The organism is Bacillus cereus group sp. BceL220 (genome assembly GCF_051776965.1).
Classification (GTDB): Bacteria; Bacillota; Bacilli; order Bacillales; family Bacillaceae_G; genus Bacillus_A; species Bacillus_A cereus.
This window is the reverse complement of record NZ_JBPWBC010000002.1, coordinates 766,117-779,670: the sequence shown is the minus strand read 5'-3', so window position 1 is coordinate 779,670 and position 13,554 is coordinate 766,117. Positions and strand designations below refer to the sequence as shown.

The following is a 13,554-nucleotide window of genomic DNA, read 5'->3' as shown; positions in this document are numbered from 1 at the left end:
TTTCATATAATATGTGAGTTCTCTCTTAAAAGTTTCTATAATAAAAAAAACAAACGACCTACCCGGTCATTTGTTTAACTCATATATATTTTTCGTTTCTTCTATCATTTTAGTTAACGAGAAATACCTCACTGCTTTCTCTCGTGCTTTCAATCTAATATCATTTACCCTTTCTTCATTCCCTTGTAGTTCTTCAAGTGCACTTGCGAATTCAGATTCGCAATATTCAGATATCAAAATACCTGATTCTCCATCTATTACCGCTTCATGTATTCCGCCAACATCTATTGAAACAATTGGTGTCCCTGTAGCCATCGCTTCAATTACTACCATTGGAAACACTTCACGAAAAGATAATAAAAGTAAGGCATCCATATTCCCTATAAACTCATGCGGCTCTGAAATATTCCCTAGCATCTTCACCCTTTGCTGCAATCCATATTTTTCTATTTCTTTCATAATCGATTCTTTCTCTGGTCCATCACCAGCAATATAAAACATAAAATCATTTCTCTTTTTCAACACATTTGCAATTTTGACAAATAGTTGATGGTTTTTCTCTTTGGATAATCTAGCTAATATCCCTATTTTATATGTAGATTCTTTCTTCTTCTGCTGGAATAAAAACTTTTCAATATCGACACCGTTATAAATTGTATTTATTTTTTCTTCTGCTACATGAATTGAAATTAAATTATTCTTTTCAAACTCACTTACTGTAATAATATTGTTTACATATTTATTCATGAAATAACGAAAAAGCGTTGGCATTTTCTTTTCTAATATCGTTACATTATGTTTCGTATAAACAATTTTCATCTTTTTTTTAATAAACTTTTGAATTAGAAAAGCATATAATACCATTCGCAAACTATTTGCATGAATAAGTTCTATCTTTCGTTTACAAATTTCGTTTCGTAAATAATAAAGATTTCTCAAATGATTCCATCGACTAAGTAATATAAAATTTTCTTTTCTAGTAAGAGATTCATATAGTTCTCCATCACCTGCAGCTGTATAAATCTTAAAATCATCATAATGCAAATTACTTTCCAATTTACAGAAATAGCTCTCGGCTCCGCCAGTTATCAATTTATCTGTCATCAACAGTATATTCATAATTGCGTCTTCCCAACTACATTGATTTTATTTTTTTTATAAGCATGATAAGCATACTTACTAAAATAGTAAAAAATTTGCACCGAATTCAGTCGTTCTTGTTCCCTTAACAATTTCCAATACCGAAAAGCTGCTCTAATTTTATTTCTAGAAACAGAATTTGTAACAATTCTATATTTTGCTAACACTTGCTGTATCCCTTTTGCTTCATACCCTTCATGTAATAAGTTCAGCCATAACGCTGTATCTTCCGGCTGTATACTAGGCATTTCGACATATGGAATTTTTTCACGATCAATCATCACTGTTAAACAACCGATAATTGTATTTCCTACTAAATAATGATAGTCAACAGATTTTGGTGCACTCACTTCACGATTTAATTCATTACCATTTTCATCAATTAAACTATACGACGCATATGAAAAAGCAATATTCATTTCTTCCATAAATAACAATTGTGTCTTCAATTTATGCGGCAACCATATATCATCACTATCTAAAAAGGCAATGTACCTTCCTCTTGCCTCTTGGATCGCTAAATTCCGAGCTTTAGCAGCACCAACATTTTGTTTTAATGATAATAACCTAATACGTGAGTCTCCTTCTATTATATCTTTAATTTTTGTGGCAGATTGGTCGGTTGAACCGTCATCAATGATAATCATTTCCCAGTTTTCATACGATTGATTCTGTACAGATAAAATTGTCTCACCTATAAATCGTATACTATTATAAGAAGGTGTTATTACAGAAACATAAGGCGGCTCGTTATGTGCTGATAGACATTTTACCATCTATCTTTCCCCTTCCTTCATATATTGAAATATACTTCACAACAACTGCTAAAAATAAAAAGAACGCTTCGTTAATAATGAGTGACAATGACATCATCTGAAATAAAAATGCAATCATAGTCAATAGAAGATATGGTTTTTCACGAAACAAAGTATGCTGCGCTAGCTTGAACATTAATATGAATAAAAACGCGCTATATAGAAGAAAACCAATTGTACCCGATTCAGACAAAATTTCTAAAAATGTATTGTGTACATATAATTTTTCATTAAATTGATACTCATAATAATTCGAAAAGTTAAAAGCACCGATTCCGATATATGGATTGGATAAATAATATTTAAAAGCAGCTTCCCATAATGTAAATCTACCACTTCCATTATCATGGGAAAAATCAGAAATTCGTTTATTTAATATGTCATCTAATTGGCCCCCCATTACACTATTCGATAAACTAAAAATAACTACACTAAACAATACTAAACTCATAATTATTTTTATTTTTTTAGCGAAACTAGACATACATATATATACAAAAACGACAAGCACAAGCGCTAATATCCCCCCTCTTGAAAAGGTTAATAAACTCGTCGTAACACATAAAATTAACCCTAGGATGTTAGTAATATTTTGTAAATTCGTCATATAGTACATAAAAAATATTGTATTATAGAAAATAAAAATGTTAGGATCATCTAGCAATCCAATTAACCGTGGATATCCTCTATCAACTAATAACCCGGCAAAAATTTCTCTCTCTTCTCCACCGTATAAACTAAAGTATTGTAAACCGATTATATAGAGTATTAGACTTACTACATTAAATACTACTCCTACATAAGCAATAGATGATTCAAGTACCACTATTTCAGTATTTCCCAATAAATTCCTCATTATAAAATAGCATCCTAAAACAAGTAGCACGCCAAAAATCATACGAATACTAGCATTTAAATACATAGAAAGAATTCCACTCAAACAATAAATGAAATAAAACAGTAAAAATATAACTTCATGAAAATATAACTTTTGAATATGAAAGTCTTTAATTGTTAAACAAAAATATATGACTAAAAAAATCATATATATTTTCAATGAAAATCCAATATATAAATTGTATTTACTTAACATAACAAATAATATTAGAAGAATAATCCATCCCATCGATACTTTCATATTATTTTCCATAGGCTATATCCCCTGTTTCGTAATATAATCCTTTTTGCGTATTTTTCTTATAAAAGAAAGAAGAAGTTTTTTTAGCTCATAATCATATAGGAATATGACAGCTACTACAATTAGTATATTAAGAACAAGCGCAATTAAATGATATGTATGCAATATATATTGAACTCCAATAAAGGTTACACCAAAATAAATTGTATACGGTATTACAATTTGGAATACAATTTTTTTCTTCACTACACTTACCGCTATATATCCCACTAAAGCGACTATTTCAAATAAAACCATAGCGTATGCCGATCCTATCACTCCACCAAGACTACTAAAGCTATAAAGCATAACCCCACCTATCACCAATGCTACACACTGCACAACAGTTCTCTTATTTTGACATCCACTCGTCGTTAAACCGTCAGCAATAGCAATATTTAAACTTTGTAGCACAATAAGAAATGATAATATTTGGAGTGGCTCTACTGCATTGCTCCATTCTTCATGAAAAAATATAGAAATAAAGTATGGTGCTAAATGATATAAACCGATCGTCATACATATTCCTACAATCGCCATTGATTTAATTTGAAGCAAATTTAATTTCGTATGCTCTTCTATATTATTCTGGTTATAATGCTTAAAGAGCACTGGAAAAAATGCACCTGCAATTACCCCTGGTACTTGATATAAAGCTGCCGGCATCCGGTACGCCACTGCAAAAACACCTACCATACTTAATGGCAATGTATAGTTAAGCAAGATAGGTGCTAATTGTGGCGTACTCATTATTAAAAAACCGCTAATAATAAAGGGAGTTAATTGCCAAAATAAAGCTTTATGAATTACGACTTTCATATTCATTTTCGTCTTTCTTCTCATGATATATATACTGAATAAACCACCGATCATATACCCAAAAGCATATAAGCGAGCCGTTACATACACCGGTAACTCTCCGAAAATACAAAAACATGTAATTATAATGACAACCGATGCTGATACAACTTTAATGAGCGCTATATACTTCATACGTTCCGTCAGTTGAAAATAGGCAATTCCTATGTTTTGCCAAGTTAATCCTATTAACATGAAAAACATTACGTTTATCATCATATAAATTAAATTTTTATCCGCATACATATAATGAATAACAATATAACCGATTATAGAAATAAGAATAAGTAGAATCATCCTTATTTTTATATACGATGATAAAATCTTCTCTAAATCTGCTCCATCCTTTGCCCCTTCTCGAAGAAACGTATTACTAAGTCCTAAGTCTGTAAAAAATAACATAACAAACGTCACTGCTATGGCAACACTAAACATCCCATAATGTTGTGCGTTAAAAAAGTTTGCTAAAACAATTAAACTGACGGCCTGAAGAAGGTTAGCTAAAATCGTACTATAAAATAGATGGATAATATTGTTTAGAATAGATCTACCCATACAAGTTCTCCTTTGCAAGTAACCTACTTACATATGTTGTTTGTTTACATATATATTTATCTTGCACCATTACCGTTCAATACAATTAAAACGGTTTTACATAAAATACGGATGTCCAGCCGAAATGTTTTCATTTCAATATACTCCATGTCCAGCCTCAACTTTTCCTTTGGATCAAGATTATATCCTCCATTTATTTGTGCCCATCCTGTTAATCCTGGTTTTACCATTAAACGATCCTTAAATTCTGGAATAAACGTATCAAACTCATTATAAAAAAACTCTCTCTCTGGTCTAGGGCCTACAAAAGACATATCTCCTCTTAAAATATTTAATAGTTGTGGTAATTCATCAATTCTCGTTTTTCTTATAAACAATCCAACTTTTGTAATTCTTGAATCATGTTCTTTTGCCCATTGTGGGCCATTTATTTCAGCATCCTTTACCATTGATCTTAATTTAAATACATTAAACTTCTTCCCGTTTATACCTAAACGTTCTTGAAAGTAAATTGGAGCCCCTGATGTTTCTAAAGTAATCATAATACAAAAGAACAACATAATTGGTATCGTTAATAGTAACAATATGATTGAAAATATAATATCAAACAAGCGTTTTACACTTCGATTCAATATGCTAGGCTTTTCTTGAGCCGGAATCGTATACAACTTGGCTTGATTTGTTTCACGAATCATGGATCGTTACCCCCACATTCAAGAATATAAAATTATACCTATTAATTCACATTCTTTCCTATTTATATCCGCTATTACTTTTTGCACTGTACGTAGTGAATCTTTTCGCTTTTTAACTGCTAAGACCATTCCATCGCATTTCTCTGCAATAATGTGCGTAGCAGGAAGATCAAATACTTCAGAAGAATAAAAGAAAATGTAATCAAAATCTTCTTTCCACTTAGCAATCGCATTATCAAATTCATCCATAGCAACTAAGGGCGTCCCTGTGTGTACTGTTTTTTTTGCAGGAATACAATATAAGTATTTAGACAAATTACTAGAAAAAGATTCATAATTGCAGGGGAAAGAGCTTATTATATCGTTTACGGTTATCATGTGATCACTTTGTAATAATACATGTAATTTAGGGTCAGAAAAATTCACATCAATAAGTAACACCTTTTTCTTCATTTCTGCAAACACTAGACCCATATTTACTATAAGTGAGGCAACAACCCCTCTGTCCTTCGTTGAACTAACTGTGAATAGTTGTTTTCCAGATTTTCTCAGCTCGTGATACACCGTATAAAACTGCTCTTTCATCAGATCATCATGCAAATCGAATGGCAGCTGTTTCTTTGTCCTAAACATCGACATGTTCACCTCGATATATAGATGATTGTTTATCAATCTCTGTAGATTTCTGTTTTCTATTCGGTTTCACATTTATGTGACCAATAACAGAGACTGTTGTTATTTTCTCTAAATCTTGTTCCGTGTATATACGTTCATCAAAATAATCTCGAAATACAGCTAAACCTATCCCAACAAAAAAACTAACAATTAAAGAAATAGGAATGATCAGTTGAAATTTCGGAAACAATTTTTCAGCCTGTTCCTGTAACTCAGGATCCGTCAACACTTTCACACCTTGTACATTTGTGTACTGTTGAAAACTTTGTTGTGATTGCTCTGCCAATGTCTTTACAATGTCTTTCACGACTTTCGGATTGGAGTCTTTTACTGTAACAGTTACAATTTGTGAGTTGTCCATATTCACCACCGAGATTTTTTGTGCTAATTCATAACTTGATTGCTCTAATTTCAAAGTTTTTTTGACTGTTGAAATAATTAATGGGCTTTTTAAAATATCAACATATGATGTTACTAGTTGCTTATTTTCTTGTGTTTTATTTGTTGAATTTTCCTTATTAAACTCATCTAAATTCCCAACAAGAATTTGCGTTGAATATTGATATGACGGCTTTAAAACATACATAGAGATAAGAACTAAAGAAGCGGTTAAACAACACATCGTTAAAATAATCGTTACGAATCTTCTTTTCAATAATTGTTGAAAATCTTTTATGCTCATTTCTTGCTTCAATTATTTCACCGCCCTTTTCTGAATAATATCCTGCAAGTCACTCTTTACAGATAACCCTCTCTTCTTTCTATCCACTTGTTTTGTTACATAGTTTCCGACTCTGAATGCAAATTTTTCTATATGTATATACGAAAGTATTGCAAGTATAAACGAAAAAATAAGTGAAAAAATTAAAATAATAGGCAACGGTAATATTTCATGGAGCATGTATATAAGGGAAAACAACGATATAATATGGTATAAATAAAGACTGTAAGAAATCTTCCCCAAATATAACAAGTATTTATTACATAGCAAGGACGACAAAGTTGATATTGACAAGCTTAATATGACAAATAGACATGCACTTATCGCCACTACGTAGTCTCGAAATATAAAATTATTGAGCACTTTCATTTCTCCAATAAGCCCTTCATACATAAAAAGTAAAATCGCAAATAAAAACCATGCAATTTTCGTGTTTTTAGTACAATTACTATAAAAAACTATTAAATTATTTTTATACTTCGCAACTAGTGCTCCTAGTAAAAATAGCACCGTATAATGCAAAGTTAATGCATAGCTTGTTAATGTTAAGCCCGAACGAAACAAAAATAATATGATGACAGAACATATACTAAAACTAAACAATAATAGTAATGAACCCCTTAACGTTTTTCGTAAGCAAATCATCAAAATTAACGGGAAAATTATTGATATTCGCATTTCATGGACAAGCGACCAAATCACACCGTTATATGCATCTGTATTATATTTCCCAACCAATAAAATATGTTGTGCGATTAAGCTTGAAGAACTTTCAATCGTCCATGAGCGATTAAACCATTCACTTAAATAAGAAATACCATATTCACTAATTGTAGTCTGGCATATAATTGCTATAATTATTGCCACAATATAAGGAATATATATTCTGCATATACGTTTTAAAAGGTATGACCCATAGCTACTATAGTTTTTTTGAATAGATTCATACAAAACAAATCCGCTCAAAACAAAAAAGATAATAACTGATTCGTTACCACTACTAAAAATTAGACGAGCAGGCGTTTCTTTTAATAGATACACAACAAATGGTTTATTATCTTCATAACTGTAATTTTGAAATGCTGAAAAAATCATTAAATGATGACCAATCATTACTACTAATGAAGAAATCCCTCTTATAGAGTCCAATTCTTCGTATCTCTTCATCTTTTTACATCAACTCCTAATGAAATGATACTAATCATTTCAAAGCGACATCTTTATTCATATTCCTCTCCTTTCTTTTCATTCCAATTTTTCATATTAAAATGATTTTATAGTATAAATTTGAGTGTATTGTAACATTTTTTGTAATATTATGAATAGTAAATCCCAAAAATTGGTATATACCAATTTCAACCTCGAAAAATGAGTAATATTGATAGAAAAACACTATAAAAATATCTTGCATATTTACAAAATTAAAGAGATGAATAGCGTTTTTTCAATATAAAATAAAAAAGATAGCCTATATAGGCTATCTTTTTTTATTTTATTTAATTACTGGCACCACTATATGCTACATGTCGTTTCTCAATTCTCTCTTCAATTTCTTTCATATTTTCTTTATTATTTAATAGTGATTGTTTATTTTCAATTAATAATTGTTTAAAAGATTTTCTCACTTTTTTTCTCATTTTCATTGTCCTCCTTGGGGGATGGTTTATATAAAAGATAAAGAATTATCTGTGTGTCCTTATAATAATTGATTGTTGTGAATTCTATTTGAACTTCATATGAAAATTCCGTTTATTTTCTGACAACTTTGTGAACACGAAAAAAAGACTCTCTAAAACTATGTTGAAATTAATTCACTTCATTATAAAAATTACTATTTCCATCAACTTTTATCATTATATCTTGTCGAAACATTTATATATTTAAAATTGAGTTCGACATAATTTTATTTACTATAATACTGTTTACAAAAACAAAAAGAAGGTGTCACCAAGTCAAAGTTCGACTTATGCAACATCCCTCTTTCCAAACTATTTATAGCATATTTATTAATATTTCAGGTCTTCCCCAATTCATTTCTTCACAAACAAATCTAAGTTTTTCTTCATCCATTGTGTGTAATCCCTCTTCTAGTAAACATGAAATTGGAACTTCACAGTGAATTTGTGCTAATTGCAACGAAATATTTAAGTTCTCTAAATCACTTTCAATCTTCGTACGCTGCGCTTTTGTTAATGATTCTACATTTTCTAGTACAGCGGATACTGTTCCGTGCTCTTGAATAAGCTTATACGCTGTTTTTTCACCGATACCTTTTACACCTGGATAATTATCACTTGTATCTCCCATGAAAGCTTTTGCATGGACGATTTGCCACGGCTCTACACCTTTTTCTTCCATGATTTTCTCCGGTGTGTAATATTCGTAATTTCCAATTCCTTTACGCAGAAGCATAACTGTAACGTTCTTATCAACAAGTTGAAGTAAATCTGTATCACCAGTTAAAATATAAACTTCAGCTTCATTGCAGTATTGTTTTGCAAGCGTACCGATACAATCGTCCGCTTCGTAGCCTTTCATACCGATAACTGGAACGGATAATTTCGCAGTCATTTCTTGCACTAAATCAAATTGAGGAATTAATTCTTCTGGTGGCGCTGCACGATTTGCTTTATAATTCGAGAACGATTCTGTTCTAAATGTCGTACTTCCCATATCCCAGCATGTAACGATATGTGTTGGTTCGATCGCTTGCGTAGCTGTTAACAAGTGTTTCATATAACCATGAATCCCATTCGTAGGGGTTCCATCTTGTCGTTTCATAAATTGTCCGTAGACACTTGTTGCGTAAAAAGCACGAAATAATAGTGCCATACCATCAACTAATAATACTTTTTTCATAATTCCTCTCCTATTAAAAAAATAATAACCTCACGTTATCACGTAAGGTTATATAAATAGATTACCATTCTACGTTTTTGCTCAACTTTGTCTATTATACATTGTTTTTGTATATTTAGCACCATTAACACATTAAGACGTTCTACTACAACAAGTATGCAATATGCCTGAATACGTATTTTTTCCAGTAGAAACAACGACAGCCTTTGCACTTCCACTAACGATATGTGAACCTTTAAAACATACATTTTCAAGCTCAAGTGGATTATAATCTTTCATCCGTTTTAATGGAATAAATCGTTTACGTTCAAGGTGATAGCAGCTTTCAAACTTCTCTATACTCGCTTCGTTTCCCGTTAACACAGACTCATTCACTAATAAATCATCTGCATAAATAATACGTACATCAGCTGGCACAGCATCTCCAGCCGAAAGAAAAATCATATCTCCAGGTACAAGTTCTTGCACTGGTATCTCCATCATTTTCAGTTCACTATTTAGCCCTGTACTACTAGAACATTCTACTCTAGATACAGTAATCGTTTCACGTTGTAATTCATCACACACACGTTGTTTTGAAAAACCTGGAATCATGCCACCAAGCTTCATCATTACTTCTGCAAGAATTGCTCTTTTTGAAGTTAGTTCATTTCGGCCATATACTTGAATACGTTTTTGCGCCTCTTTCATTGATAGTCCGTCTCTTGTTGTTTTAAAATATGCAAATACAGATTTTACATCTCTTGTTGCAATTTCAATTAATAAATCTTTATTTTTTTGGAGCATTGTTTGTTCTTTTATTGATTTTTTATTTAGTTTATATGACGTGTTACCCACAGTTTTGTTTGCATATAACATATTATCGTCTCCTCCTTTACAACATAGGAAGAAACGCTTTGTTTCTCAATTTATCCACTTTACTGTGAAAGTGTCTAGCGCTTTATAAACGCTACATTGTGATAAATATAGAGGGAGGAACAAATCGTTTCCTGCCTACATCATATATTTTTGATTTGAAGTATATGGGTAACGGAACCGAGTCAGAATTTGACATGCTCCTCACCTCCTCGTTTAATTTTATAGTTTATACTATGAAATTACTCATAGCTTGGTAACAAAAAAGACCCCTACCCTTAAGAGAGTAGTGGCCATTACATACACAAATAAACGATTTCTAATATAATTAGAAATCTACGGACCTCTCCCTCACCGAGTTTTAGCACTGTATAGCATAGGTACATTACCAGCTACGTTAAGAAAAACCTTAATTCGATCATTCCTGTTGACCCATTGGCGTCTCTCGACATTTTTGGGCAGTAGCATTTCTCTATACAGGAGCCTCACCTAACAGAGACTTATTTTCATTACATTGAAAATGTTACTCTTATTTAAAATAGATGTCAACAGTAGCCTACAATTTTTTCAAAAGGTATGGCAAACTAACGTATATAAAGTGAAACTTTAATCAGTGGGGGTTTTGTTCATCCCCCACTGATTATTAGCCCTCACCAATCGGGCTGCCCGGCAAATAGCGGGATAAAATAAAAAACTTTACGTTTAAACGTAAAGTTTTTAATAAGTTATACAACCAGCGATTACAATCCCAATCGAAAGCGATAAAAACATAAGAAAAAGACCGACTGCTTGATTATCTTCTTCGAGACTTTTGTTTATATTAAAGCGTGGTGTAAGCCACTCAGCTAAATAAAAGACGATAATTTGAGCCAAAATCCCAACTGCTCCCCACGAAATCATATCAAGAAGTGAAATTGAATTAGCTGCTGTCGAATATAAAACAACAGCTAACCCAAGTAATCGTCCTCCAAGCACATAGCTTACCGCCTTATTTCCTTGAGCCATTAACTTAAATTCCTTTACTTTCGTTGTCACTTCCATCAAGAACAGACCTATACATAAAAGGCCGAGTGTTACTGCTAAATATAATAAAAAATTAATCATTTTTTCCCCTCCTTTTTATACCTACCGGTAAATAGTACGATTCATTTCCTGTAATCTTTTCTCCCGCACGAATACCGATACTACTCGCTTTTCCAGCAATTAAAAACGAACCAAACACATATGACAGTTTCTCGATCCCTTTTTCTGTTTCCAAGGATACGACTGGCAGTTCGGTATACTTTTGAAATATCGGCAGTGACGCTTTATACGTTTCCTGTGCATTTTGAAGCATAATATTTTCGTCTTTATCGCGAATCGTAATTGTATCTCCTTCTCTCCCAAATGAAGGTTTTTGAACGAAAGAACCTTTTCCTAAAAATAAATCTGGTTCTAAATATGTAGGTAACATATATTCTTTAATCCACTGTTGTTCCTCATTTGTATAAAAGACCTCTTCTTCTGCTAACCCCCAAATAAGACACTGAATTGATTTTGGCTGAAGTAAAAATGCTGACAAAGGATTTATTATAAAAAGCTTTCCGGCTTTTACAAGTTGTAACAGTTCCACACCTACCAAATCTCCTGTTTCAGGATCTTGATCCTCAATTAAATCTTCTATCGGATATGTTTGGCGATATAAAACATCAATCTTCGCCCCATCTTTATCGACTAGAGCATCCTTTGTAATTCTAAGTTCTGACATTGGCACTACTTTATTTTCAACATGGCATAGCTGACTTAAATACATAGTGGTATTCCAATCCTCGATATGTTCATGATGTGCTGTAAAAACAACATTTGGATTATCTAATCCCTTTGTCACCTCCATTACTGCTTTCGTTACACCAGAAGATAGCAATCGTTCTTGATCCGAGTTTGGATTATCATAGCCTAGATTTTCACATACTTTCCCATTCATTTGAAAACATTCCACAATAAAAGTTGGTGTATCACTATTAAACTCAAGCATTTTGATTTTATTATCCTCTGTTACAGCAAAATCAAATCGCGAAATTACAGATTCAGGATAAAGCCCTTTCATTCTAATGAATGATAAACTCGCGGATGGAAAGCCAAGATCTAGAAGCTGTTCGTCACTTAAATTACGCAGCAGTCTAGCAGTCTTAAAAAATATTTTCCCCATTCGTTCAGTCGCTAAGTGTAATTGGTCCAAAGTCTGATTTGTTATAGAAAAAACATGAAACAAACTATACTCACATTCATATAAATCCGACCAAAAATTCGGATATTTTAAATAAAATTCTTTTCGATCCCTTATGTATTGCGACATATTTTAGCCCCCAAATCCTCCCTTTGAACCGCTTCCAATTCCACCTTTAAATTCAGCAGACGATTGATACGATTTAAACGCCGATGAATTTTTAAAAGTGGATTTATTTTGATAGTATTGCCCACCATAGAAATAATGCCCACGATAACCTGAACTACTATCATCACACTGCCATACCCCAAGTTCATCATCCCAATCCCAATCAGAACAACTATTATCATTCGGTTTTGGGGGAAGATCTTGTGCGCAACCAAATAAAGTGCCAGTCATTAAAGACGTTACGACACCACCTACTAGCCATTTCGTTTTTGTCACCTTCGCACTCCCCTTTTTAAATTCTATTCCTATTATATAGGATGGCATGATAAAGTAGAAGAAAAAGGAAGAAGAGGGATTAAATGCGCTTAGAATATCGACTTAATGATGAAACGAAAGGGTATCCTGCTTTATGGAACTACGCCAATATTTCTAATTCTGAAATTATCGCACGCATGACTTGTGAATATTTTATTAAAGAGAAAAATACTTATGTTGTTACTGCAACTTCGGTTGATCCAGACGGAACAGCAGTTATTTATATTCAAAAAGAAGTTTTCGCCAATGACCCTTCAGACCCTACATACTCCCACATCGGTTTTGAAATTAGAGAACTAAGTGAAACGAGTTCAAGCTTAGTAGATAGTCAAGATGTATGGAACTACGAAGAAATTTTACCATCTCTTCATTCAGATATTATATATATTCAGCGAGACGGCATGTCTATGGAATTCTCCTTGGATTCAAGAGAGATTGATGAAGACAGAAAGTGCTACATTTATTACGGAAACTTCACAGGTGAATCAAGATAATATTGATATATCTATGCAACA

15 protein-coding genes and 1 riboswitch are annotated in these 13,554 nt (G+C 32.3%); of the genes, 1 reads left to right on the top strand and 14 read right to left on the bottom strand.

Annotated features, from left to right (window positions below; all coding sequences use genetic code 11):
- Positions 1 to 66: 66 nt before the first annotated feature.
- The 14 genes from ACS2FK_RS08985 to ACS2FK_RS08920 all read right to left on the bottom strand — a co-directional run bounded on the left by ACS2FK_RS08985 (position 67) and on the right by ACS2FK_RS08920 (position 13,000).
- Positions 67 to 1,119, bottom strand: a complete 1,053-nt coding sequence (locus tag ACS2FK_RS08985; RefSeq protein WP_063546950.1) for a glycosyltransferase family 4 protein — start codon at positions 1,117 to 1,119, stop codon at positions 67 to 69.
- Entirely contained in the window at positions 1,116 to 1,916 is an 801-nt protein-coding gene (locus ACS2FK_RS08980; RefSeq protein WP_053564865.1) for a glycosyltransferase family 2 protein, read from the bottom strand. The genes ACS2FK_RS08985 and ACS2FK_RS08980 overlap by 4 nt, the downstream gene beginning before the upstream one ends.
- Entirely contained in the window at positions 1,891 to 3,105 is a 1,215-nt protein-coding gene (locus ACS2FK_RS08975; RefSeq protein WP_063546949.1) for an O-antigen ligase family protein, read from the bottom strand. The genes ACS2FK_RS08980 and ACS2FK_RS08975 overlap by 26 nt, the downstream gene beginning before the upstream one ends.
- 3 nt (positions 3,106 to 3,108) lie before the next feature.
- Positions 3,109 to 4,545: an oligosaccharide flippase family protein gene (locus tag ACS2FK_RS08970; RefSeq protein ID WP_063546948.1), complete on the bottom strand. Its 1,437-nt coding sequence runs from the start codon at positions 4,543 to 4,545 to the stop codon at positions 3,109 to 3,111.
- A gap of 56 nt (positions 4,546 to 4,601) precedes the next feature.
- Positions 4,602 to 5,240 (bottom strand): sugar transferase, encoded by a 639-nt coding sequence (locus ACS2FK_RS08965; RefSeq protein WP_000617645.1) that lies wholly within the window; start codon positions 5,238 to 5,240, stop codon positions 4,602 to 4,604.
- A gap of 18 nt (positions 5,241 to 5,258) precedes the next feature.
- Complete coding sequence (locus ACS2FK_RS08960) at positions 5,259 to 5,879, bottom strand: CpsD/CapB family tyrosine-protein kinase (RefSeq protein WP_049108365.1); 621 nt, start codon at positions 5,877 to 5,879, stop codon at positions 5,259 to 5,261.
- Positions 5,866 to 6,609 carry a YveK family protein gene (locus tag ACS2FK_RS08955; RefSeq protein WP_063546947.1) on the bottom strand — a complete coding sequence of 248 codons (744 nt, stop codon included), beginning with the start codon at positions 6,607 to 6,609 and terminating at the stop codon, positions 5,866 to 5,868. The genes ACS2FK_RS08960 and ACS2FK_RS08955 overlap by 14 nt, the downstream gene beginning before the upstream one ends.
- The gene (locus ACS2FK_RS08950) at positions 6,610 to 7,803 is read right to left on the bottom strand and encodes an acyltransferase family protein (RefSeq protein WP_063546946.1); all 1,194 of its coding nucleotides are present in this window, start codon (positions 7,801 to 7,803) and stop codon (positions 6,610 to 6,612) included.
- Positions 7,804 to 8,132: 329 nt separating this feature from the next.
- Entirely contained in the window at positions 8,133 to 8,273 is a 141-nt protein-coding gene (locus ACS2FK_RS08945) for an FbpB family small basic protein (protein ID WP_001228048.1), read from the bottom strand.
- A gap of 355 nt (positions 8,274 to 8,628) precedes the next feature.
- Positions 8,629 to 9,495 carry a 5'-3' exonuclease gene (locus ACS2FK_RS08940; RefSeq protein WP_063546945.1) on the bottom strand — a complete coding sequence of 289 codons (867 nt, stop codon included), beginning with the start codon at positions 9,493 to 9,495 and terminating at the stop codon, positions 8,629 to 8,631.
- Positions 9,496 to 9,627: 132 nt separating this feature from the next.
- A complete protein-coding gene (locus tag ACS2FK_RS08935; protein WP_000964944.1) occupies positions 9,628 to 10,353 on the bottom strand; it encodes a P-type ATPase in 726 nt (241 codons plus the stop codon).
- Positions 10,354 to 10,688: 335 nt separating this feature from the next.
- Positions 10,689 to 10,854: riboswitch (M-box (ykoK) riboswitch) on the bottom strand.
- A gap of 213 nt (positions 10,855 to 11,067) precedes the next feature.
- The gene (locus ACS2FK_RS08930) at positions 11,068 to 11,454 is read right to left on the bottom strand and encodes a DUF350 domain-containing protein (protein ID WP_000606862.1); all 387 of its coding nucleotides are present in this window, start codon (positions 11,452 to 11,454) and stop codon (positions 11,068 to 11,070) included.
- Positions 11,447 to 12,685 carry a glutathionylspermidine synthase family protein gene (locus ACS2FK_RS08925; protein WP_063546944.1) on the bottom strand — a complete coding sequence of 413 codons (1,239 nt, stop codon included), beginning with the start codon at positions 12,683 to 12,685 and terminating at the stop codon, positions 11,447 to 11,449. The genes ACS2FK_RS08930 and ACS2FK_RS08925 overlap by 8 nt, the downstream gene beginning before the upstream one ends.
- Positions 12,686 to 12,688: 3 nt before the next feature.
- A complete protein-coding gene (locus ACS2FK_RS08920) occupies positions 12,689 to 13,000 on the bottom strand; it encodes a hypothetical protein (RefSeq protein ID WP_063546943.1) in 312 nt (103 codons plus the stop codon).
- Between the two features lie 83 nt (positions 13,001 to 13,083).
- Between ACS2FK_RS08920 and ACS2FK_RS08915 the strand changes: the two genes are divergently transcribed.
- Positions 13,084 to 13,533, top strand: a complete 450-nt coding sequence (locus ACS2FK_RS08915) for a hypothetical protein (protein ID WP_001235522.1) — start codon at positions 13,084 to 13,086, stop codon at positions 13,531 to 13,533.
- Positions 13,534 to 13,554 lie beyond the last annotated feature (21 nt).